Origin of the sequence: Candidatus Avedoeria danica, from assembly GCA_016703025.1 — a bacterium.
Taxonomy (GTDB): Bacteria; Chloroflexota; Anaerolineae; order Epilineales; family Epilineaceae; genus Avedoeria; species Avedoeria danica.
Map to the genome: position 1 here is coordinate 1,679,136 of JADJCV010000004.1, position 22,623 is coordinate 1,701,758.

Annotated in this window: 22 protein-coding genes; 9 read left to right on the plus strand and 13 right to left on the minus strand. The window is 71.0% G+C overall.

Annotated elements, in window-relative coordinates:
* The first annotated feature begins 33 nt into the window (after positions 1-33).
* Positions 34-924 carry a bifunctional 5,10-methylenetetrahydrofolate dehydrogenase/5,10-methenyltetrahydrofolate cyclohydrolase gene (locus tag IPG72_10120; protein ID MBK6769340.1) on the plus strand — a complete coding sequence of 297 codons (891 nt, stop codon included), beginning with the start codon at positions 34-36 and terminating at the stop codon, positions 922-924.
* 22 nt (positions 925-946) lie between these two features.
* Here the strand turns inward: IPG72_10120 and rsfS are convergent, their stop codons facing one another.
* The gene (rsfS, locus tag IPG72_10125; GenBank protein ID MBK6769341.1) at positions 947-1,255 is read right to left on the minus strand and encodes a ribosome silencing factor; all 309 of its coding nucleotides are present in this window, start codon (positions 1,253-1,255) and stop codon (positions 947-949) included.
* A gap of 256 nt (positions 1,256-1,511) precedes the next feature.
* Here rsfS and IPG72_10130 point away from each other — a divergent pair, with 256 nt between their 5' ends.
* The 4 genes from IPG72_10130 to IPG72_10145 are packed head-to-tail and all read left to right on the plus strand — an operon-like array spanning position 1,512 to position 5,742.
* The gene (locus IPG72_10130; GenBank protein ID MBK6769342.1) at positions 1,512-2,342 is read left to right on the plus strand and encodes a GNAT family N-acetyltransferase; all 831 of its coding nucleotides are present in this window, start codon (positions 1,512-1,514) and stop codon (positions 2,340-2,342) included.
* Between the two features lie 3 nt (positions 2,343-2,345).
* Complete coding sequence (locus IPG72_10135) at positions 2,346-3,200, plus strand: 1-acyl-sn-glycerol-3-phosphate acyltransferase (GenBank protein ID MBK6769343.1); 855 nt, start codon at positions 2,346-2,348, stop codon at positions 3,198-3,200.
* Positions 3,197-4,672 (plus strand): NRDE family protein, encoded by a 1,476-nt coding sequence (locus IPG72_10140; protein ID MBK6769344.1) that lies wholly within the window; start codon positions 3,197-3,199, stop codon positions 4,670-4,672. Before IPG72_10135 ends, IPG72_10140 begins: the two co-directional genes overlap by 4 nt.
* Complete coding sequence (locus IPG72_10145) at positions 4,669-5,742, plus strand: hypothetical protein (protein ID MBK6769345.1); 1,074 nt, start codon at positions 4,669-4,671, stop codon at positions 5,740-5,742. The genes IPG72_10140 and IPG72_10145 overlap by 4 nt, the downstream gene beginning before the upstream one ends.
* Positions 5,743-5,910: 168 nt before the next feature.
* Here IPG72_10145 and IPG72_10150 read toward each other — a convergent pair whose 3' ends face one another.
* From IPG72_10150 to IPG72_10185, 8 genes are all read right to left on the minus strand, one after another.
* Entirely contained in the window at positions 5,911-6,153 is a 243-nt protein-coding gene (locus IPG72_10150) for an RNA-binding S4 domain-containing protein (GenBank protein MBK6769346.1), read from the minus strand.
* Between the two features lie 44 nt (positions 6,154-6,197).
* Complete coding sequence (locus IPG72_10155) at positions 6,198-6,404, minus strand: hypothetical protein (GenBank protein MBK6769347.1); 207 nt, start codon at positions 6,402-6,404, stop codon at positions 6,198-6,200.
* 116 nt (positions 6,405-6,520) lie between these two features.
* Positions 6,521-7,765 (minus strand): arginine deiminase, encoded by a 1,245-nt coding sequence (locus tag IPG72_10160; protein MBK6769348.1) that lies wholly within the window; start codon positions 7,763-7,765, stop codon positions 6,521-6,523.
* A 100-nt stretch (positions 7,766-7,865) separates the two neighbouring features.
* Complete coding sequence (locus IPG72_10165; GenBank protein MBK6769349.1) at positions 7,866-8,318, minus strand: hypothetical protein; 453 nt, start codon at positions 8,316-8,318, stop codon at positions 7,866-7,868.
* A 55-nt stretch (positions 8,319-8,373) separates the two neighbouring features.
* Positions 8,374-8,775, minus strand: coding sequence for a hypothetical protein (locus tag IPG72_10170; protein ID MBK6769350.1), 402 nt, complete (start codon positions 8,773-8,775; stop codon positions 8,374-8,376).
* 50 nt (positions 8,776-8,825) lie between these two features.
* The gene (locus IPG72_10175) at positions 8,826-9,476 is read right to left on the minus strand and encodes a hypothetical protein (protein MBK6769351.1); all 651 of its coding nucleotides are present in this window, start codon (positions 9,474-9,476) and stop codon (positions 8,826-8,828) included.
* A gap of 139 nt (positions 9,477-9,615) precedes the next feature.
* On the minus strand, positions 9,616-10,002 hold the full coding sequence (locus IPG72_10180; GenBank protein ID MBK6769352.1) for a DUF2089 domain-containing protein: 387 nt from the start codon (positions 10,000-10,002) through the stop codon (positions 9,616-9,618).
* A gap of 86 nt (positions 10,003-10,088) precedes the next feature.
* Positions 10,089-11,471 carry a UTP--glucose-1-phosphate uridylyltransferase gene (locus IPG72_10185; protein MBK6769353.1) on the minus strand — a complete coding sequence of 461 codons (1,383 nt, stop codon included), beginning with the start codon at positions 11,469-11,471 and terminating at the stop codon, positions 10,089-10,091.
* Between the two features lie 317 nt (positions 11,472-11,788).
* On the opposite strand from IPG72_10185, the gene IPG72_10190 reads away from it, so the two are divergent.
* Both IPG72_10190 and IPG72_10195 read left to right on the plus strand, forming a co-directional pair.
* Positions 11,789-12,781, plus strand: coding sequence for a basic amino acid ABC transporter substrate-binding protein (locus IPG72_10190; protein MBK6769354.1), 993 nt, complete (start codon positions 11,789-11,791; stop codon positions 12,779-12,781).
* Positions 12,778-13,629 carry an amino acid ABC transporter permease gene (locus IPG72_10195; GenBank protein MBK6769355.1) on the plus strand — a complete coding sequence of 284 codons (852 nt, stop codon included), beginning with the start codon at positions 12,778-12,780 and terminating at the stop codon, positions 13,627-13,629. Before IPG72_10190 ends, IPG72_10195 begins: the two co-directional genes overlap by 4 nt.
* On the opposite strand, the gene IPG72_10200 is transcribed toward IPG72_10195, so the two are convergent.
* Positions 13,626-13,994, minus strand: a complete 369-nt coding sequence (locus IPG72_10200; protein MBK6769356.1) for an FHA domain-containing protein — start codon at positions 13,992-13,994, stop codon at positions 13,626-13,628. The two genes, IPG72_10195 and IPG72_10200, sit on opposite strands and share 4 nt — an antisense overlap.
* 55 nt (positions 13,995-14,049) lie before the next feature.
* Between IPG72_10200 and IPG72_10205 the strand changes: the two genes are divergently transcribed.
* Both IPG72_10205 and IPG72_10210 read left to right on the plus strand, forming a co-directional pair.
* The gene (locus tag IPG72_10205; protein MBK6769357.1) at positions 14,050-14,793 is read left to right on the plus strand and encodes an HAD family hydrolase; all 744 of its coding nucleotides are present in this window, start codon (positions 14,050-14,052) and stop codon (positions 14,791-14,793) included.
* The gene (locus IPG72_10210; GenBank protein ID MBK6769358.1) at positions 14,790-16,163 is read left to right on the plus strand and encodes a cytochrome P450; all 1,374 of its coding nucleotides are present in this window, start codon (positions 14,790-14,792) and stop codon (positions 16,161-16,163) included. The genes IPG72_10205 and IPG72_10210 overlap by 4 nt, the downstream gene beginning before the upstream one ends.
* A 128-nt stretch (positions 16,164-16,291) precedes the next feature.
* Here IPG72_10210 and IPG72_10215 read toward each other — a convergent pair whose 3' ends face one another.
* From IPG72_10215 to IPG72_10225, 3 genes are read right to left on the minus strand one after another with little or no spacing between them, the layout of a single operon-like run.
* A complete protein-coding gene (locus IPG72_10215) occupies positions 16,292-18,457 on the minus strand; it encodes a hypothetical protein (protein MBK6769359.1) in 2,166 nt (721 codons plus the stop codon).
* Between the two features lie 26 nt (positions 18,458-18,483).
* Entirely contained in the window at positions 18,484-20,349 is a 1,866-nt protein-coding gene (locus tag IPG72_10220; protein ID MBK6769360.1) for a hypothetical protein, read from the minus strand.
* A gap of 58 nt (positions 20,350-20,407) precedes the next feature.
* Positions 20,408-22,369, minus strand: a complete 1,962-nt coding sequence (locus IPG72_10225) for a hypothetical protein (protein MBK6769361.1) — start codon at positions 22,367-22,369, stop codon at positions 20,408-20,410.
* Positions 22,370-22,623: the final 254 nt, after the last annotated feature.

The window sequence follows — 22,623 nt, forward strand, 5'->3', positions numbered from 1 at the left end:
TAACGCAACCCACACAGGAAGGGTACGTCCCACATGGCGGCTTCATGGCTCATGGGCAAGGCGTTGTCCGAGCGTTTGCGCGCCGACGCGGCCGAGCGGTCGACGCGCTTCGCCGCCTCGGTCGGCCGGCCCCCCGCGCTCGTCTCGCTCCTCGTCGGCGACGACGCGGCCAGCGCCGCTTACCAGCGATCGAAGGGCGTCGCGGCGGCCAAGGCCGGCATCGCCTATCGCGCCGAGCGGCTGGCGGCCGACGCCACGACGGCGGACGTCGTCGCCGCCGTGCAAGCGCTGAACGCCGATGCGGCGGTCGACGGCATTCTCGTCGAGATGCCGCTGCCGCGCGGCTGCGACACGGCGGCCGTGCAGGCGGCGATCGACCCGCTGCGCGACGTCGACGCCGTGACGCCGGCCAACCTCGGCCGGCTGATCTGCGGCATGCCCGGACCGCAGCCGGCGACCCCGCGCGCCGTGATGGCGCTCCTCGCAGATGCGGGCATCGCGCTTGCCGGCGCCCAGGCCGTGGTCGTCGGTCGTTCGAAGACCGTCGGGCTGCCGGTGGCGCTGCTGCTGTTGCAGGCGGACGCGACGGTGTCGATCTGCCACTCCCGGTCGCGGGACGTGGCCGCCGTCGCCCGAACGGCCGACGTTCTCGTCGTGGCGGTCGGGCGGCCGGCGCTCATCGGTCCGGACGCCGTGAAGCCCGGCGCAGTCGTGGTCGACGTCGGCACGAATTGGGTGGACGATGGCGACGGCGGGCGCATGGTCGGCGATGTGGACACGGCGGCCGTGGCCAACGTCGCCGGTTGGCTCACGCCGGTGCCCGGCGGCGTCGGACCGGTCACGACGGCCTGCGTCCTCGTCGCGACGCTCGAGCTGGCCGAGCACCGGGCCGGAACGGCGCCCGCATCACCGCAGGCGCGCTGATCGATCGCCCCTGATGCCTCCGCTATGCCATCCGCGCAACGAGCAGCGCATCGGCCCACAGCGACTCGAGGGTGTAGAAGGCGCGGCGCTCCGGATCGAAGACGTGGACGATCAGCCCGCCGTAGTCGACGAGCATCCAGCCCGACTCGGGCGCGCCCTCCACGGTCGCCGGCTTGAGCCCCATCGTCTCTCGTAGCGCGTCGACGACGGCCTCCGCCACGGCGCGCATCTGACGCGTCGAGCCGGCGGTGCCGATGACGAAGTAGTCGGCGATGGGTGTGACGGGGCGCAGATCGAGGATGATGAGGTCCTCGGCCTGCTTGTCGCTCATCGCGTCGAAGGCCAGGCGGGCGGCGGCGTTCCAGTTCAGTTCAGGCAGTTGCAAGCGTTGTCGTCCATCGTACCGTTGACCGTTGGGGCAGGATCGCCGCCGTCCCTTGCGGTGCGGGTGGCGGATCTGCCCGGCGACGGGGCATTATAGGGTTCCGGGCTCCGAAGTGCCCACCGCGTGCCCGCGATAGGGCACAATATCCTCCGCCGCGTCCCCCAGCGGCCCTCGCCCAAGCCAGCCCAGGACGCTCACTGACGTGTCGATCCCGACGACCCTGCCGAGCCTGTCCTCTGTGCCGATCGAGCCCGCCTACCCGTTCCAACCCGAGCGGATCCCGCGGGAAGCGCTCCGCGCGGGTCCGTATTCGGTCCGCTGGGCGCAAGACGAGGCCGACCTCGACGCCGTTCTCCAGCTGCGGTTCAAGATCTTCAACCTGGAACTCGGCGAGGGCTTGGCCGAGTCGTTCGCCACCGGCCGCGACCGCGATCCGTTCGACGCATGGTGCCACCACCTGATGGTCACGGACGTCGAGGGCGGCCAGCTCGTCGGCACGTACCGCGCCCACACGAAGCCGATGGCGGACAGCGGTCTTGGCTGGTACTCCGCAACGCTGTTCGACGTGGCCACGCTTCCGGGCGACGTCCTCGAGCGCGCTGCCGAGACCGGTCGGGCGTGCATTGCCGCACACCACCGCAACGGCCGGGTGCTCTACCTGCTCTGGAAGGGGCTGGCCACTTACCTGGACTACAATGGCTGCGACTTCATGTTCGGCTGCACGTCCCTGACGACGCAGGATCCGGAAGAGGGACTGGCGGCCCTCGACTGGCTGGAAGCGGAGGGCTTCATGCATCCGACATGGCGCTGCAGCCCCCAACCGGCACATCAGTGCGTCGTCGATCCCGATCACTCCATCTCAACGTTGCCCGAGGTGAACATCCCCCAGCTCATGCGCATCTACCTCCACCACGGCTGCAAGATCCTCGGCCCGCCGGCGATCGACCGCGAGTTCAAGACGATCGACTTCTTGACGATATTGAACGTGCGGGAGATGGACGAGCGCGTCCGACGCAAGTTGTTCGGGACCTGACGGATGGCGATGGCCAAGCGGCTGCGGCCACCGACGTCGCCGGCCTCGTCCGACCGTCGGATCGCGGCAGCCGCACTCGCCGCGCGGCGAAGGGCGCGGGCCGTCGTGCGTGCGACGGCGCTCGTCACCGTGACCGCCGTCGGGTACGGCGGGCTCGTCGCCGGCCAGACCGTCCTCGGCCGCACGACGCCGGCCGCCCGGCGCTTCCGGCAGCGCATGTTCCGCCGCTGGTGCGGTGTCGTCGTCCGCATCCTCGGCATCTGCATCCAGGTGCGCGGCGAACTGCCGACCGCGCCGTTCATGCTCGTGACGAACCACCTCAGCTATATCGACATCCTCGTCCTTGGCGCGAGCCTCGAAGCCGTGTTCCTCGCCCGCCACGACATCGCGACGTGGCCGGTCATCGGGTGGGCGGCGGAACGGCTCGGAACGGTCTTCATCAACCGCCGTGACTTCGGCGACCTCCAGTCCGTGAACGCCACGATCCACGGCGTCCTCGAACGCGGCGACGGCGTCGTCCTGTTCCCCGAGGGGACCTCGACGGACGGCCGCAAGGTCGGCCCGTTCCGATCGCCCGTCCTCGAGCCCGCCGCCGCGCTCAAGCTGCCGGTGGCCTACGGCGCGCTCTCGTACGCCACGCCGCCCGGCGAGCCGCCGGCCCACAACAGCGTCTGCTGGTGGGGCGATGCCGAGTTCGCGCCCCATTTCTGGGCGATGCTCCACATCGCCGCCATCGACGCGCCGCTGGCCTTCGGCCCCGACCGAGTGGAGCACGCGGACCGCAAGGCATTGGCCGCCGCGCTCCACGAACGGGTGACGGCGATGTTCGTGCCCGTCATCACAGGAGAGGGTTCATGAGCACCGACGTCGCGCTCGCCGCGGCCAACATCGCCTTCGTCCGACAAGCGATCGACCTCTTGGAGACGATCGACGACCACGCCTTCACGCGGACGTCGCCGCCCGTGTACACCAGCGGCGTCGGCGCCCACTTGCGGCACTGCATCGACCACTACGCCCGCTTCCTTGACGGACACCGCGCCGGCCTGATCGATTACGATGCCCGCGACCGCGACCAGCGGCTCGAGACCAACCGTCTCTTCGCCCGCCGCGCGTTGCTGGACATCGCCAACGCCCTGGCGGCCGTTGCGCCCGAGGACGTGGACCGGTCGGTCGACATCGTCATCGACTGCGGCCCGGTGGATGGCGCCGACGGAATCGATCCTCGCTGCCCGTCGACGGTGCGGCGCGAGCTCCTGTTCCTCGTCAGCCACACCGTCCACCACTACGCGCTCATCGCCCACATCCTGCGCCACCAGGCCATCCCGGTGCCGGCCGGCTTCGGCGTCGCGCCGTCGACGCTTCGGCACCGCGGCGGGCTGGCCGGCGGGCTGGCCGGACGGGCTGGCCGACGGGCACACCGCAGCCGCGCGCGAGGCCGAGCGGACGGTCGCGGGCGCCTGAGGCCGCCGTCCGCACCCGCGACCGTCCCGATGTGCACGATCACTTGGCTCGACGACCCCGACGGCGGATACGCGCTGCTGTTCAACCGTGACGAGCGCCGCAGTCGCGGGGCCGCCGCCCCGCCGACCGTCGCGGCGTGCGACGGCGTGCCCTACCTGGCCCCAACGGACCGCGACGCCGGCGGCACGTGGCTCGGCGTGAACGCGCATGGCGTGACGGTCGGGCTGTTGAACCACTACGTCGCCGACGCCGCACGGACGGCCGACGCCGCACGTGTATCGGCCGACGCCCCACGGTGGGCCGACACACGTGCGCCCGAAGCCCTCTGGCCATCCCGCGGGCAGCTCGTGCGCCGGCTGATGGCGTGCGCCACCGTCGACGACGTCGTCCATCGTCTCGCCGACGCGGGGACTGCCGCCGCCTTCCGCCCGTTCGAAGTGCTGACGCTCGACACCGGCGGCGGCAGGGTGCGCGCCACGTGGGACGGCCGAAGCCTCGCGATCGCACGGGCGCCGGTCGTCCGCCCGCCGATCAGCTCGTCGGGATTCGCCACGGCCGAAGTGCTGGCCGTCCGGGCCGCGACGTACGACGTTCTCGTCGGGCCTGACCCGGCGGCGGCGCGGCCGGACGTCGGCGATCGACTCGACGGTCCGGCGCGCCTGGCACGCCTCGAGGCGTTTCAGCGCTCGCACGTGCCGGAGCGCGGCGGCTTCTCGGTGTGCATGCACCGCCCGGAGGCCCACACCGTCAGCCTGACGATGCTCGGCGTCGAGCGCGAACAGGTGTGGATGCGCTATGGGCCCGGGCCGGCCTGCACCGCCGTCCTCGGGCGGGCGCTGACGCTCCCGCGCTGCGGTGGCGCCCGATGACCGCCCCGTCGAGCCGGGCGTGGCGGGCGCGCCGGCGACTCGTCGGCCGGTGGCGGCGCTGCACGCACTGGGAGTTCTGGCCGATGTGGGCTTTCTACCCGCCGGTCGTCGCCTGGATCCTGTGGCTCGGCGTCAAGCACCGCGGCTTCACGGTGTTCACGGCGGCCAACCCCGGCATTCCGGACGGCGGGTTCATCGGCGAGTCCAAGCACGCGATCCTGTCCGGGCTCGCCGCGGCCGGCGACGCCGTCGCCCCGCACCGCCTGATCGCCCCCGACGCCGATCCGGCGGCCCGGCTCGCGGCCCTTGACGCCTTCGTTCGCCACGTCGGCACGACGTACCCGATCGTCCTCAAGCCGGACATCGGCCAGCGCGGCGCCGGCGTGCGGATCGTCCGCAGCTGCGAGGCGGCCGCGGACTACCTGGCGCGCGTCAGCGGGCCGGTCATCGCCCAGGCGTTCGCGCCCGGCCACGAGTTCGGCGTGTTCTACGTGCGCCACCCTGGCGAGACGCGGGGGCGGATCTTCTCGATCACCGAGAAGGTGCTGCCGACGCTCGTCGGCGACGGGGTGCGAACGCTCGAAACGCTCATCCTGGCGGATGCCCGCGCCGTCTGCATGGCGCGCGCCTACCAAGCCGCGAACGCCGAGCGGCTGCACGACGTGCCCGCCGCCGGCGAAGCCGTGCTGCTCGTCGAGGTCGGCACGCACGCCCGCGGCGCGATCTTCCGCGACGGCAACTGGGCGCGGACGCCGGCGCTCGAGGCGGCCATGGACCGCGTCAGCCAAGCGTTCGAGGGGTTCCACATCGGCCGTTACGATCTGCGGACGCCGTCCATCGAGGACTTCATGGCCGGGGACAACTTCCGAATCGTCGAGCTGAACGGCGTCACGGCCGAGGCGACGGACATCTACGATGCCCGCAACAGCGTCTGGACGGCGTGGCGCACGCTTTGCCGCCAGTGGTCGCTGGCCTTCGAGATCGGCGCCGCGCATCGGGCGCGCGGCGTGCCGGTCACGCCGCTGTCGCGGTTGTGGCGGAGCGTGCGGGCGTATGAGGCGGTGGACTGAGGGGGTCGGACAGGCAGCGGGTGGGTCAGACCCGGGCGGGCAACACAGCGGGCCGCCCCTGGTACACCACCACTGCAGAATCTCCGGGTTCCCCACTCTGGTGGCAACCCCGAGCGTGTCCAGTGGTCGTGTACTACGGCGTGGACCCGTCGTCCGTATCGTCCTCCGTCAGGTATCGTCCTCCGTCAGATCGACGACCAGATCGACAACCGCCTCCGTCCCTTCGACGGCCACGACGTCGCCGTTCTTCAGTTGCCGGCGCCGCCGCGTCTCGACGCTCCCGTTTACCGTGACCTCGCCGTCACCGATCCGCAGCTTGGCCTCGCCGCCCGAGTTGACCAAGCCGGCGAGCTTGAGGAACTGGCCGAGACGGATGACGGTCGCGCCGGGGTCGCTGTCCTGGGCGCCCAGCGCGGCCGGCGACGGGTCGATGTCCGACCGCTCGCCCGCGTCCGTCACCGCGCGAGGATCCGTTCCTGGTTCGCGAGGATCTGATCGAGCTTGCCCTGATTCGACTGGATCGTGGCCTGGTTCGCGACGATCACCTTCTGGTTCTCGAGGATGCTCTGCTGATTCGCGACGATCAGGTCCTGGTTGGCGAGGATCATCTGCTGGTTGGCGATGATCGTTTGCTGGTTGGCGACGACTTCGTCCTGGCCCATCGTGGTGGCTCCTTGTTTCGCAAACGTTGCTGTGCGATCGGATGCTGTGCGATCGGATACTGTGCGATCGGTTGCTGTGCGATCGGATGGGCAGTGTACGGCCGCGCCGCGCGGCGTCAAGCGCCCCAGGCCGGCCGGCGGGCCACCGGCAGCGTCATGCAGCGCACGCCGCCGCCGCCGCGCAGGCACTCGCCCCCGTCGAGCGCCACCGCGATGCGACCCGGCGCGCCCATGTCGACGCGGCCCGCGATGACGTCGTCGGCGGGGACGATGCGGAAGCCGTGGTTCGCCAGCGCGGCAAACGTCGCCTCGTTGCGGCCGTAGCCGAGCACCTTGCCGGGTGCGAGGGCCAGGAAGTTCGTCCCACACGCCCACTGTTCACGGTCCTGGCTCACCGGGTCCACACCGCCGCACGGCACAACGGTCAGCTCGACGCCGCGCCGGGCGAGGGCGTGCAGCAGGCCGTGCGCGTCGCGGAAGCCGCGAACGACCCCGCCCGCGAGCTCGGCGACGGTCACCCGGCAGCCGTGGTCGCCCGTGATCAGCGGCGGGTAGGCCACGCACGTGTCGTGATCGAGCAGCGTGAAGACCTTGTCGAGGTGGAATGTCGCCCGACCGGCCGGGAGCGCCACGACGAGGACGTCGCGCGTCTTCCCGTCCTCGGCCAGCGCCGTGAGCAGCGCGTCGATGCCCGCGACGTTCGTCCGCTCGCTCCAGCCGACGATGACGAGATCGTCGCGCACGACGACGACATCGCCGCCCTCGATGGACGCACCCGGCCCGCCGCGCGAGCCGATGTCGACGGTCCGGCCGCCGAGGCGGGGGTGGTGGGTCAGCACGGCGCGCATGAGATCGCTCTCGTCGGCGCGCACCGGGCGGGCGAACGACCCGACGAAGACGCGGTCGCCGATGCCGAACGCCGGATCGCGCGTGAAGAACGCGTTCGGCTGCGGCGGCAGCGCGAACCGCGACGGGTCGATGTGCCGAGCGAGCGTGTTCGCGCGCTCGGGCACGCCGCCGATCAGCGCCCGGGCCAGCGCGGCCGCCGGGAGGGCGGCGAGATCCACGGCGTGGTCGGGACAACCATGGCGCGTGCAGATCGAATCCAGGAGGGCCGTCCGCACGGCACCGTCCTCGAGGACGTCGGCCAGCAGGTCGACAAGGGGGAGCACATCGGCGACCTTGGCGAGTACGGCGGTCATCTGCCGGTGCTCGGCGCGCGCCGGGCCGAGGAAGAGGATGTCGTCGTACAGCGCGTCCGCCGCGGTGTGCGGCGTGACGTTCTCGATCTCGACGCCCGGCTCGTGGACGATGACCGCCTGCAGCGGTCCGATGTCCGAGCCGATGCTGAAGCTCCCCATCCGCACCTCCCCGGATCGGCGGCCGCGGACGCGGGCGCTGACGTGGCGCAATCCTACCACGCCGGCACCCGACGCCCGGCGGCCGGGCGCGGCGGCGAGGTCAGTCGAAGCCGACGACGACGAGCGATCGGCGGCCGCGCTCCGGGTGGTCTTCCTCGACCCGCACGAACTCGAAGCCCATGACGCTCTCGACGTAGGTCGCCAGAGCCGCCGTGCCCTCCCCGGCCGGCGCGCCGTCGGCCAGCGCAAGCGCTTTGAGTGCCTGCACGCCGCTCATCCGGCCGGGCAGTAGCGCGCCGATGATCGGGATCGGAATGGGGATCCGGACGTCCACGCGCTCGTTCTGGCCGTTCCTCGTCTCGCGGACGTACACCCGGAACCAGAACCAGAGCAGCCGACGGGCGCGCGTTCCGAGCGGCCGCCCGAACGTCGTCCGCAGCGTCTGCGCCTGCTCGGCCAGCGCCGCGACGTCGCGAACGACGACGGGCGCCGCCGGGCGGGTGACGACGAGGTCGCGGGCCGGTGCGGTTGGGCGGGTGGCTAGGGTTTCCATTGGGGGCGTCCTTTGTGGTGTTTTTTGGGGAGGCGGCGGGGATCGGGGGACGGCGTCACTCGACGAAGATCTCGACGCGCTGGCCCTCGTCTTCGTCGTAGACCTCGACGATCCGGCCGATGGCGCCGGAGGCGATCGCGTCCGCGACGTCGTCGAGGTCGACGTGGCTGAACGCATCGCCTTCGATGTGCGGCGCGAACCGGCGGCCGAGCTTGAGGCCGTAGTTCACGATGCCGAGCGGCAGCGTGACGTTCACCCGATCACGCCCCGTGGCGGCGTCCGTCACCCGGACCTTGAACCACTTGGCCCGCCCCTCGCCGTCGTGCACGCCGGGCGTGCCGGCGGCCGAAGGCATGGCGCCGCTCAGCGCACCGAGCAATCGGGCGCCCTCCTCGGCCGAGACGCGGCCCTCGGCGACCATGTTCAGGATCCGCAGTCGTTCGTCTGCATTCGACATGAGAGGGCCTCCCGTGCGCGTGTGACCGAGTTCAGTCGGTCCGGATTGGATCAGACGGTCTGGTTGACGCGGCCCATCGCCGCCAGCAACCGTTCGGCTTCGTCGGCCGTGATCTTGCCCTCGCCGAGCATCCGCAGGACGGTCAGCGTCTCGGTGCTCTGCCCGCCCCCCGCGTCGCGCTGCGCGCGTGGGCCGAACGGGCCGCGCGGTCCGAACGGGCCACGGGGACCGATGGCCCCCATCGCGCCCGAATCGACGGCGGAAGCGCCGCCCCAGCGCCATCCCTCGCCCCGTTCGCGTCGAACACGTCGCTCGCCCCGCTGGGCCAGGACGCGGGCGCGCGCCACGACGTGGGCCACCTTGTGCTCGATGCGCGCGGCAGCCCGCTCCCCGGCCTGCTCGATGCCGGCCCGGATGTGGTCGATCTCGTCGGGCTGCAGCCCCGCCGCCGCCAGCCGCTCCGGCAGCGTGTGCAGCACGCCCGAGATCCGGACGTGGATCTCCTCGGCCAAGCCCTCGAGCCGTTCCGCGACGCGGTCGGCAATGTCCGCGGCGGCCGCGACGGCCGCGGCAGCGGCATGCTCGGCCGCCTGGGTCGCCTCGGCGGCCATACCGACGTCCTCGGCGGCCATGCCGACGTCCTCGGCGGGCGTGCCGCGATCATCGTTGTCGGGGGCGTGATCGAAGGGGGTGGCGTTCATCGTCTGTCCTCCTGTCGCTGCACGAGCAGCGTGGTGTGTGGTTGCACGTGGGTTGCCGGACCGGTCACGGCGTCCAAATGGAGATCGAATGGGCTGGGCAAACCCGGGCAAATGGTTCGAATGGGCGAAAGCGACGTGCCTAGCCGTCCCCTTCGAGCGCCTCGATCGCCTGCGCGACGCTGAGCACGCCGGCATCCAGGTCGGCCAGCACCTTGGCGCGGCGGGCGTCCGTCTCCGGCGCGGCGCCGCCGTCTTCGCCGGGCTCGAAGCCCATCGCGCGGATGCAGGCGTGCAGGCGGGTGCGCAGCGTCGGGTAGGAGAGATCGAGTTCGCGCTGCATGCGGGTGAACTTGCCCTCGCAGCGCACGAACGTCGCCACGAATGCCAGCTGCTCGGCGGTCAAGCCGCCGAACGCGCCGCCGCCGTCGAAGCGTCCTTCGAGGGTGATGTCGCACTCGGGGCACCACAGACGGGTGGTGACGAGCGATCCCCGGCAGGCGGGGCAGGACTGGACGTGGGGGTACATGGGTCATCCTCGGATGCAAGCCGGCGTCGGATTCGCGGCCATTGTATCCGGAATGTTGCGATTGTCAATACCGTCTTTCGAAATTCTTACGATTGCTTACTGAATTCGCCATTGCTCAACCGCGCCCCGTCCGGGATCGCGATCACGTCCGGTCCGTCGTTCACCAGCGCCACGTCGCCCTGCGCGACGACGCCGCGGCCGAAGCGGTACCGGCCGGTGATCGCGAGCGTGCGGCAGTCGGTCATGCTCGGCGGACCGGCCGGGAACCCGGCATCGAGGTCCTGCACGGAGCGCCAGTGCGCGTCGTCGAGCCGAACGGCCGGCAGCGGACGCGAGCCGTCGGCAAACGGCGGCGCGGGGACGATGCGCCACGCGTCATCGAGTCGGTAGGCGTCCGAACGGACGAGGAGGAGGTCGTCGTTCTTCTTCACCGGCGCAAACCGAACGCGCGGCACGCGCACCGCCCGCGCGCCCTTGAACACGCCGACGGCCGCACCCATCGCCGTCTCGAGCTGAATCGCCGGCGGCGACGACGGGTCGGTCGGGTCGACGGGCTTGCGGTTGCGGATGAGCGGCAGCGCCAACACGCCGCCGTGCGCGTCGAGTTCGGCGCGCAGCGTCGGCAGGTGGAGCCAGAGGTTGTTCGTGTTGAACCAGGCATAGCGCTCGATGTCCTGGAAGTCGTCGACCTCGTCCGGCGGGCACTGGGCGAGCTCGCGCAGCATAAGCGCGCCGTCCGCGCGTTGCGCCAGGTGGCCGCCCTTGCGATCCAGCACGGTGCGCCGCGTGACCTCGACACCGAACGGGACGTGCTCGGCGGCCAGCCAGCCGAGGAGCGAGAGATCGAGCGTTGCCCCCAGGTTGTCGGCGTTGCTGACGAAGGCGTATGCGTAGCCGGCCGCCAGAAGGGCATCCAGTACGCCGGAGGATGCAAGGGCCGGGTAGAGGTCGCCGTGGCCGGGCGGGCACCACTCCAGCGTGCGATCGGCCGGCCAGTCGACGGGCATGAGATCGTGCGCCCAGACCTTGGGCACCTGGTGCTGCAGGAAGTCGAGCGGGACGTCGGTGGCGAGGTCCGGATAGGCGGCCAGCGCGGCCAGCGTCGGCGCGCGCGTCGCAAAGCTGTTCATGAGGAGCAGCGGCAGCCGTGCGCCCGTCTCGGCCCGCAGCGCGAGGACCTGGCGGGCGATGATGTCGAGGAACGTCCAGCCGTCCCGCACGGGCAGCAGCGACTTCGGCCCGCGCAGGCCCATGCTCGTGCCGAGCCCACCGTTCAGCCGGAGAACGACGGTGCGATCCAGGGCGGCCCGCCCGGCTGCGGCATGGTGGCCGAGGGCGGCGAGATCGGCCAGCCCCTCGGGCGGTAGGGCATCGCGGCCCGCGATGTGACCGGTGGCGCCGCCGTGCAGCTGATCGTACGCATGCCGGAACGTCCGGACGGCGATCTCGGGCACGGCAGCGGCGGCCATGCGCGCGGCGAACGGGGCGAAGGCGGCATCGGTCCGGGCATCCATCGCACGTCCTGCACGGTTGATCGAACAGGGAATCGACTATGGGGATCGACCTGGGGGATCGACCTGGGGGAACGAACATCGGATCGACGTGGCGGGCCGATCGTCGGGTCGGCCGGCCGGGTCGATCATATCACCCCCCGTGTCTGCCTTGTGCCCATCGACCCGTTGCGCTATAACGCGGCCGTTCGCTCGGCCGCCGCCCGGTCGGCCGAGACCGCGATGACTGGAGCACGACGACCATGCAAGCTTGTACCCCGTGGCGTGCAGCCATTTTGACCCTTTCCGTCGCGGCCGGCTTCGGCCTGGCGGCGTGCGGCAGCAGCGAAGGCTATCCGGCGCAGCGCGCGCAGCAGCAGGAGCAAATGGCCGAACCGACGTCGGCCTATCCGGCCCCCGGCGACGCAGCCGACAGCGGCCCCGCCGAAAGCGATGGGGTCGACAGCGGCACGATGACCGGCGACAGCGTGGCCGGCCTCGGCGGCGCGTCGCTGCTGATCGGCACGGACGCCACCTACCCGCCGATGGAGTCGACGGACGAATCCGGCAACATCGTCGGCTTCGATCCGGCGCTCATGGAAGCGATCTGTGTGATCGCGGACTGCCAGCCGACGTTCAAGGCGACGGCGTGGGACGGCATCTTCGCCGCGCTGGCCGCCGGCGAGTTCGACGCGCTGATGAGCTCGATCACGATCCTGCCCGAGCGCGAGGCGAGCGGCAAGGCGAAGTTCACCGTGCCGTACTACTCCGTCGGACAGGTGATCGTCGTCCGCGCGGACAACACGACGTTGACGGGTGTCGACGGCCTGACGACCGCCACGGTCGGGGTGCAGAAGGCAACGACGGGCGACACGGCCGCCACCGAAAAGGGCGGTGTGCCGGAGGCGAACATGCGGCGCTTCCCGAACAACGTGCTGGCGATGCAGGCGCTGAAGAACGGCGACGTGGACGCCGTCGTGTGCGACGCCCCGACCGCGCAGCGCTACATCAGCGACGATCCGGCGGCGTTCAAGCTGGCCGGCGAGCCGTTCACCAGCGAGGACTACGGGATCCTGGTCCCGGCCGACCGCAACGACTTGCTGGCCGCGTTCAACGCCGCGATCCTCACGCTCCAGTCGGACGGGACGATCGACGCGCTGCTGGCCGAGTGGGAGGTCGGCAAGCCGGCCGACGATGCCGCGGATGCGGCAGACGCCGCGGCGGTGACGAGCGACGGCGCATCGGCCAGCGACGCCGTCACCGCGACGTCGGGTGCCACCGTGCCATGACGCGACTGGCCGCCCGGGCGCCGTGGTGGCTGATCGTCCTCGCGCTGGGCCTCGTGGCCGTCGGCGTGTTCGTCGTCGGATCGCCCGACGCGCAAACGACGCTGCGCGTCTTGCAGCGCGGCCTGCGCGTGACGGTCACGGTCACGCTGGCCAGCTTCGGTCTGGCGCTCGTCCTGGGCGTCATCGCCGGCCTCGGCCGGGTATCGCGCCACCGCTGGGTGCGCGAGCTTGCCACGCTTTATGTCGAGTTGATTCGCGGCATCCCGATGCTCGTCGTCCTGTTGTGGTTCGGGTTCGGCTTCGCGCCGTGGTTCGTCACGGCCGCCCGCGACATCGTCCTCGGCTGGGCGGACGGCGGCGCGACGCTGTTCGGGCTCGTGCCGTGGCTGGCGGCGGTCGTCGAACCATGCAGCCGTCCGTCGCGCTGCCTGTCGATGGAGTGGCGCGGCATCCTCGGGCTGGCGTTCGGCTACGGCGCGTACGTCGCCGAGATCGTGCGGGCGGGCGTGCAGGCGGTCGGGCGCGGGCAGAGCGAGGCAGCGCAGAGCCTTGGGATGAACCGGCGCCAGTCCCTGCAGTTCGTCATCCTGCCGCAGGCGCTCCAGCTGGCGCTGCCGCCGCTGGGCAACGACTTCATCGCGCTGCTGAAGGACAGCTCGCTCATCAGCGTCCTGTCCGTGGCCGACATCGTGTATGTCGCCAGCCAGCACGTCTCGCAGTCCTTGCGCACGATGCAGGTCTACAGCCTGATGGCCGCCGTCTACCTGGTGCTGACGCTCATTCTGTCGTTCGGCGTGCGCTGGATCGAGAGCCGCGCCGCGTGGACGCGCACCGTCCGGGCCGCCTAGCGATTCGAGCGTCCGTCGCCGTCGCTGGCGATGCCATTGGGGTCACCGTCGTCCTGTTCATCGTCCAACATCGCGACGACGTCCAGCCGGACCATCGCCAACTCGACGACATCGCCGGCGGACAGCGCAGCGTCGCGGACGACGACACGCCCGTTCAGGCGGGTCGGGCTCGTGCGGCTGAGGGCGCGCAGGACGAACCGGTCGCCGTCGCGGCCGATCTGGGCGTGGCGGCGCGAGACGGACAGGTTGTCGAGGACGACGTCGCACGCCGGATCGCGGCCGAGGACGAGCGGGCCATCGGCGAGGGCGATGCGGTGCGTGACGTCGTTGCGGCGCAAAGAGAGGGCGAGGGGTGGGTTCGACATGGGGCGAGGGTAGTGCGGACGGGCGGTTGGGTCCAGCAGGCCGGAGGAATCGGCAATGACGTTCGAGGCGGTGCTGTTCGATTTGGACGACACGCTCCTGAGTTGGGAATCCCCGGCATGGAGCTGGGAGGAGATCGGCCTGCGCCGGGCGGAAGGGTTGCGCCGATACCTCGCCACACTGGCGATCGATATCGACGCGTCCGCGCTGGCCGCGGCGTCGCATGCCGCCATCGTCGACGCGTGGCGGGCCTCGCGGGTGGATCCGGACCACCCGTCGCCGCGCCTCGGCCGCGCGCTGTGCGACGCGCTCGACCGCCTCGGCGCGCGGACGACCGCGCTCGATGTCGACGCGCTGTGCGACGCGTTCGGGTGGGAGGCGATCCCGGGCGTCGTGCCGCTGCCGGATGCGCTGTCCGTCCTCGATACCTTGCGGGAACGCGGGGTGCGGATCGGCATCGTCACGAACAGCCACGTTCCGGTGCGGCTGCGGCTGGCGGAGCTCACCGCCCTCGGCCTGGCCGAGCGGATCGACGTCTGTGTGACCTCCGGCGACGTCGGTCGCCTCAAGCCGCACCCCGCGATCTTCCATGCCGCGCTCGACGTGCTCGGCGTGGCGCCCGGGCGCGCGCTGTTCGTCGGCGACCGGCCGGAGCGCGACATCAAGGGCGCGAACGCGGTCGGGATGACGAGCGTGCTCTATCGCCCCCCCTACCTGCCGGCCGCGGCGCCCTTCGGCCCCGGAGAGTCGCCGGACCACACGATCGCGGGGTTGAACGAAGTGCTGGAGATCGTCCGATGACGAACCCGAAGTTGCCGCGCGCGCCGCGCGTGCCCGGCCACCCGATCCTCGGCTGCCTGCCCGAGTTCCGGCGCGACGCGCTGGACTACTACCGCGGCTGCCACGCGCGCTTCGGCGACGTGTTCGAAGTGCGGTTCGTGACGCAACCGGTTGTGACGATCGCCCATCCGGACGGGATCCAGCGCGTGCTGCAGCTCAACCACCTGAACTACCAGCGGGCGCCGTTCATCAACGCCCTCTTCATCCGCCTGACCGGCATGAACCTGTTCACGCTGGACGGCCCGTCCTGGCTGGCCGAGCGGCGCCTGCTGCAGCCGGCCTTCCACCGCACCCGGATCCAGGCCTTCGGCACGACGATGGTCTCGGCGGCCGAACGCCTGCTGGACGACTGGCGCACCGCCGCGCGGGCCGCCGGCGGTACGGCCAACGTCGACATGCAGGCCGAGATGCGCCGCGTGACGATGGCCGTCGTCGGCCGGTCGCTCTTCTCGGTGGACTTCAGCGGCGATGCCGCCGAGATGGGCCGGGCGATGCTGGCCACGACGGACTTCTTCGAGTACCGCTCCCGGCGCTTCCTCGCCCCGCCCGCGTGGGTCCCGACGCGGCGCAACCGCGACCTCGCACACGCCAAGGGGGTGCTCACGGCGCGGATGCAGGCGCTCATCGACGAACGGCGGTCCGGCGGCGAGGAACGCGACGACTTCCTCGGCCTGCTCCTCGGGCTGCGCGACGCCGAAACCGGCGAGGCGATGACGGACGTCCAGCTGCGCGACGAGCTCGGCATCATGTTCGGCGCCGGACACGAGACGACGGCGAACACGCTCACCTGGGCCTGGCATCTCCTCACGACCCACCCGGCGGTGCTCGATCGGGCGCGCGACGAGCTGCGCCGCGTCGTCGGCGACCGCCTGCCGACGATGGACGACCTACCCGCGCTGCCCTTCCTGCGCGCCGTTGTGGACGAGACGCTCCGCCTCTTCCCGCCGGCGTGGGCGATGAGCCGCCAGGCGATCGACGATGACGAGGTGATGGGCTTCCGCGTGCCCGCCCACGTCACGCTCACGCTCCTGCCCTACCTGGCCCACCACGATCCGCGCTTCTGGGACGCCCCCGAGGCGTTCCGGCCCGAGCGCTTCCTGGACGGCGCCGGCCCGAGCCACCCCTTCGCCTACGCCCCGTTCGGCGGCGGCCCGCGGAAGTGCATCGGCGAGCAGTTCGCGCTCACCGAAGCCCAGCTGATCCTGGCCACGCTGTTGCCGCGGGTGGAGGCGACGCCGCTCGCCCCGGACGCGGTCGAGGCGGACACCGGGTTCACGCTGCAGGTGGCGGGGGGGCTGGCGATGGGGGTGCGGGTCACGCACGAAGCGTAGCGCCACGCCGAAACGCCCTACTTGCGCACCCTCAGCCTGCCCCACACCCATCGCCCCGCCCACCACGCCGCCGCCGGGGCTTCCCCAGGCGGCGGCGTGCGCAGACGTCGACTGACTACTCTATCAACTCAGCGGCGGTTCATCCACGGCAGGTAGATGTCCAGCGGGGCGGCATCCATGACATCGACGGTGACCGTTGCGCCCGTCTGCTCGGACGGGATCGTGGCCGGCTGCGGTTCGGTATCGTCCACCAGCACCACCTCCGGCAGCGTCACCTGGCTGGTGCCGCCGGCGCGGCCGCGCAGCGTGATCGTGCCGAGCAGGCCGCTGCCGTTCGCGCCGGTGGCGGGCGCCGTCTGGGTGACGCTCAGGTCGATGGTGCCGGCGGTGTTGTCGGCGCGGTTCAGCAGCACGAAGCTGTTGATCGGGTCGAGGAACTCGCCCACCGACACCTGCACGCCGTCATCGCTTGGGCTCACGTCCTTGACCTGGAGCATCGTGGGATCGAACCGCAACTGCACGCGGTAGCCGTACAGGCGCGACACGTCGTCGACGCGCAGCTCCAAGGGGATGTCGACGCCCAACCCGTCGGCGCGCGCCTCGCCCGGCACGAGGCGGACGCGCACGGCTTGCGCAATTCGCGCCGGCGCGGCGAGCCTGTCGTGGGCCAATAGCGAGTGGGCTAGCAGTGCCGGCCACGGGCCAGGCGCCACTTTGAGCATGTTGAACTGCACGCCGGTCATGTCCAGGATGTTGACGGTCTTGTCGTCGGTGATGTCGCAGGCGGTGAGCCAGCGCGGGTTGGGACCCGTCATGTTGTACTTGAGGTTGAAGCGCTGGCCGATCATGACCGCGTCGACAATGTCCACCCGATCGTCCTTGTCGAAGTCGCCCGCCAGCAGCTTCACCTTGGGCCACTTCAACGTGCCGGTGGCGCTGGCCGGAATGAGCCGCTGCGTCCGCAAGTAGCTCGGGTGCGTCACGTCCACCGGCCGGCCCACCGGCACGCCGGAGAGTGTGAACTTCCCGGTGGCATCGGTGAGCACGCAGTTCCCGCTGCTACAGACCCGCGCCCCGGCGCTCGTCGGCCTGCGCTCGAGCTCGACCTGGCCTTCGACGTTCGCCGCCGGCCCGGAGAGCACGGTGATAAGCGCGTTCTCGGTCTTGGTCGGGATGGCCAAGGACTGCGGGTCGGAGAGGACGGTCTCGGTGATCGCCAACAAGGACTTGCCCGGGCCGGCGCCGCGCATCACCACGTGCGCGACGGTGCCGGCGCCGTTCACGCCCGCCTTCTCGCCGGTGAGCGTGAAGAAGTACTCCAAGCGGCCGGTGGCGTTGTTGGCGACGTTGCGCAGGACCGTGTCCGGCTTCGGAAAATCAGCCGGGACGATCTGCGCGCCCGGGCGGCCCGGGTCCTGGTCCACCACCTGTACCACGCGCGGATCGTAGGTCACCGCCAGCTGGCCGCCGTACAGGTCGACCATCTTGCGCGCCTTGAGGTCGATCGTGAACACGGCGCTGCTCCCGACCGTCATCGTGTAAGGGTCGAGGTACAGCGTCGAGCGCGAAACGCCGCCGATGCCGCCTGCCGCGCCGGCGCTGGCCATGCAAAAGCGATTCGTCGGCTGCAGCGCGCAGTAGCGCCGCGCCGCGCCCTCAAGCGACACCTTGGCCAGCTCCACGCCGCCCAACTCGACGTCGACGATGCGCACCGAGCTGACGCGCGGGTCGAAAGGCAGGTACAGGTGCCCGTCGCCCGCGTCGCCGATGATGTGGTACGGATCGTAGAAGTGCGGGTCGAACTGCTGGAGTCCGGACGGTCCGTTGGGAGCTGCGGCGTTGGGCCCCCGTGCGTTGAGCGCCAGCCGCGGTCCCGGGTCCGTTGGGCGCGGGACGACCACGTTCTCGACGCGCAGCGGGTGCCAGGCGTTGACCGAGCGAAGCTTGACCCCGGCGCGGTCGTACAGCTCCAGCTGCAGCTGCGGCGGCGCCGTCCGTTGGATGTGCGCCTTGCCTTCGAGCAGCGACGGTGGGTCGACGGTGACCTTCGTCCGTGACGTGAAGTGCAGCGCGAAGTCGAATACGTGGCTGTTGGCGTCCTCTTGCGCCGTGAAGTGCGGCAAGGGTGCCGACGCAGGGGGCGAGCCTGCCTGTTGCAGGCTGCTCGCCGTGCGGGCCTGTTGCCCGGCCGCATCGGCGACGTAGCCGACGCTCAGGACGAGGCCGACGACCACGGCGACGGCGATGGCGGCGATGGCGGCCGGACGGGTCGCGGCGCGTGTAAGGGTTTCCATGGGGCTCTCCATTCCGCTGCGCTTCACTAGCAGCCGCCTTCGGGGCACAGCTTGTCAAAGGTCCACCGGAAGCGGCGGATGTCGCTCGTCGTGCCGTAGTCGTTGTTGTTCATGAGGTCAAACCGCTGGTTGATCCCGTCGACGAAGCTGGCCGGGTCGGAGACCCACGTCTGTGGGGTCGGCGTCCCGCCGGGCGTCGCGGTGGCCGTGAGCGGGTTGATCGTCACCTGCGGAATGGGCCGGCACGGGCCCTGGGTGGGCCACTTCAGCTCGCCGTTGATCTTGTTCAGGTCGGCGACGTCGGCCATGCACGCGCCGATCGAGCGGTAGACGTTGGGGAACGGGTCCGCGACGCCGTAACCGCCGTCGCAGCAGTACTCGTCGGCCAAGCCGAACACGGCGTGACCCAACTCGTGGCGCATGACGTTGGGCCCGTCGGCGCGGAGGGCGTTGACGGTGAACATCCCGCCGCCGGCCGCGTCACGGGCGTTGGAGAGCGATGGCACCGGCGCGCCGTTGCTGATCTGGCGCCGGTGGATGATCTCGGCTACGTCCGCGAACGGTTCGCGGCCGTTGCCGTCGGTGAGGCCGATGCCGTTGTTGGTGGTGCCGCCCGTGCCGGTCGCCGGCCAGCCGGGGGCGCCGGTGCGCTGCGAGACCCAGATGTTGATGCGGCTCTGGTACTGCAAGAACACGGGTTCGAGCAGCGCGCCGTTGACGACGGCGCTGGCGTCGGTCAGGAACTGGGCGTCCGTCCAGCCGTTGGCGTAGCCCGTTGCGGCGCCGACGCCCCGGTCGGTGGCGCTCGGCGCGCGGGCTACGGCGCCGCCGTCCGGGTAGATCACGATGTCGATGGCGCGTTCCTTCGGTTGCTGGTAGAGCACCGGCACGACGTTGGCACCGGGCGGAATGCCGACGGTCACCTCGCGGTAGTTGCTGGCGATGGCGACGCCGGGGTTTTCGAGCCAGCAGCCGTATTGGAACGTGGCGCCGGTCGGGTTCACGATGGCCTGGCAGCCGCCCCCGGTCGCCGGGCGGAGGCACTCGGCGGCCATCACCCGGTTCGGGTTCGCCGAGTCGGCGTTGAACCAGATCTGGAGCTTGTCGACCGCGATCTGGCTGAAGTTGTAGATGGTCGCCAGGCCGCCGAACACCGGGCCCATGCCCGGTACGGCCGTGGGCTGGAAGCCGGTCTCGATGTCCATGGCCGCGGCGTTGATCGTCACCGGCTGGCCGGGCTGGGGCCACAGCGGACTGTGGGTGCAGCTGACCGATGTCCGGCCGACCCGGGTCGGATAGACGACATCGACGCTGAACTCGATGCCGCCGCCCTCTTCGTCCTCGTTGCCGCCGTCGGTGATGCGCTGCCCGCAGGTGGCCTTGCCGGTCGGGAAGTTGCCGCCGACGCGGCAGGCGCCGGGGTCCTTGCCGATGACGACCGTGAGGTCGAGGGACCGACCGTCACCCGCGGTCAGGTCGACGTGGTCGTCACCGCCGCGTGCGCCGCTGTCGTAGTCCCATACTTCGATCTTCACCGGCACCAAGCTGTCCGGGGCGGCGACCTTGACGAACTGCCAGCCGGGCTCGATGCTCGTCTCGTCCTCGAACTGCGAGGTCTCGAACTTTTGGCCGTCGATGTAGGTGATCGAATAGAAGTCGGCGTCCTCGCCGCCGACGCAGCCCGCAAACGTGTCCTCGCCGTAGCAGCCCCGCTCCCAGACTTTGTAGATGGTGACCATCACCTTGGTCTCGGTCTGGGCGCTGACCGGCGGGCGGGACAGCGCGAGCGTGAGTCCCAGCATCATGAGGCCGAGCGCCGAGTAGGCCAGCAGGCGGCGATGCCGGGCGCGGTGAACCGCGGCCCGGCGTGGTGATCCGATCGGTTGATCCATCAGGTCGCTCCTTCGGTTCGAATGGGGCATAGGTGCGATTGGGGCGTGCCAGCGGGCCTTATGGCCACGGGCTGGGCGCCGTCTTGAGCAGGTTGAACTGCACGCCGACCATGTCGCGGATGTCGATCACGTCGTCGTCGGTGATGTCGCAGGCATCGAGCCACGGTGGCCCGGGCCGGGTGGGGTCGTAGCGCAGGTTGAAGCGCTGGCCGACCATGGTCGCATCGTCCACCTCCACCTTGCCGTCCTGGTTCAGGTCGCCGGAGAGCAGCGTCAGCGGCGGCGCGTCCACCGTCGCGCCTTCGGCCGGGGCCTCGAACGGCCGTTCGGACCGCAGATAACTTGGGTGCGTCGCGACCAGCGCCAGGCCGGCGCGTCGAACTGTGGACGTGAGCTGGTAGGCGCCGGCCGCGTCGGTGGTGGCGCACGATGCCAACACGCACACCGTCGCCCCGGCGTTGCTGCCGCGTCGCTCCAGCCGCACCCGGCCGCGAACGGTGTAGCCCGCGGCGGTCGCGGTCGGCGTGGCCGTCGGGCTGGGGGTGGTGGTGGGGCTGGGTGTCACGGTCGGGCTGGGGCTGGCGGTGAGGGTCGCCGTCGGGCTAGCGGTTGCCGTCACCGTCGCGGTCGCCATCGCCGTGGCGGTCGTCGACGGCGTGGGCGACGCAGCCTCAACTTCGTTGAGGTAGCGGACCAGCGCCAGCCGGGCCGAGAGGTCCGGCGGCTGCGCGTAGCCGGCGGCCACCGCGCGGCCGTCGGGCTGCAGAGCGAGCCCGTAGGCCTCGTTGCGCAGCGCGGCGCCGAAGGTGGTGGTCACCAGGCCGGCGGAACCGAAGCTGGGATCGAGGTCGCCGCTCGGCAGCAGCCGCAGCATGAGGATCGCCGACGTGCCGCCGCCACTGTACTGTGCGCCCGCCACCAGCGTTCGGTTCAGCCTGTCCGCCGCGACGCCGAATCCGCCCTGGCTAGCCTGGTCGCCGGCGGCCGGCACCACCAGTCGGCCGTCAGTGTTGAACGTGTCGTCCAGCGTCCCGTCCGCCAACAGCCGGGCCACCCCCAGGTGCTCGTTGTTCTCGCCGGTCAGGACGACCTTGCCGTCGGCCTGCAACGCCATGGCCAAACAGGTGTCGAACTGGCCGGTTTGGTCGAAGTGAAACAGCGCCAGGCCGCTTTGGCCGAACGAGTTGTCGCGCGCGGCGCCGTTGGCCCAGTACTTGGCCACGACGCACTGCGCGCTCGAGCCGGGGCTGTCCCCGTAGTCGTTGTAGCCGGCCACCAGAAGTCGGCCGCTGGGCAGCCGGAGCAGCGCCCGCGCCACCACCGGCGCGAACAGCTCGTGGTGCCAGCCGTTGTCGCCGAAGCCGCCGTCGGGTTCGCCGGTCGACGTGAGGCGCAGGATGCTGAACGTTGCGGCACGGCCGGTGCGGGCCAGGCGGTCCACCAGGACGAACACGCTGTCGCCCGGCCCGGCCGCCAGCCCGCGAACCAGCGTCGTGGCGTCGGACTCGAACGGGCCGTCGACCCAGCCGCCCTCGCCGAAGGTCGGGTCCAGCGCGCCGCCTTCCAGGTAGCGCGCGATCAGGTAGCTGTTCCCGTCGTCCCCGCCCACCACCACCCGGCCGTCGGGCAGCGGCAGGACCGCGCGGGCGGGGCCAGTCAGCGAGCAGTCGTCGTTGCTGCACCGATACGTCCCATGGACCCGGTAGCCGTTGCCGAAGAAAGCCGTGTCCGGCTGGCCGGATGCCAGATGCCGGGCCACCACCCAAATCAGGCCGTCGAACGGGTTGCCGTTGGGCGCGTAGCCGCCGGCGGTGACGATCCGGCCGGCGGGGTCGATCGCCACGGCATTGGCGGCCAGCCCGCCGACGAGGGCAAGGGTTGCCCGCCCGCCGGTGCCGAACGAAGGGTCCAGCTCGTCGCCGGCAGCCGGGGCGCCCCGGGCGACCGAGGACCACGCGCCGGCCGCCACCGCCAGTGCGGCCAGCACACCGGCGGTCCAGTGCGAACGACGGTGGATCATCACGGGTGTACCTCCGTCACGGTGCGTTCCACATCGGATGTTCCAAGACAGTTTCGCTCCAATCCACAGTGACCCTAACGGATCTGCCATCCCATCGCGTGTCTTGGCATCAGCCTATGGCACGGGGCTTCGATCCCGAGGGCCTTCCTACCGAAATCTTTTCAACTTCGGTTGCATTGGCACCACGGCAGCGCTTTCCACGCTTATCGTGCGTACCACGGACCGCCTGACCCGGGGCTGGGACGAGATCTAGA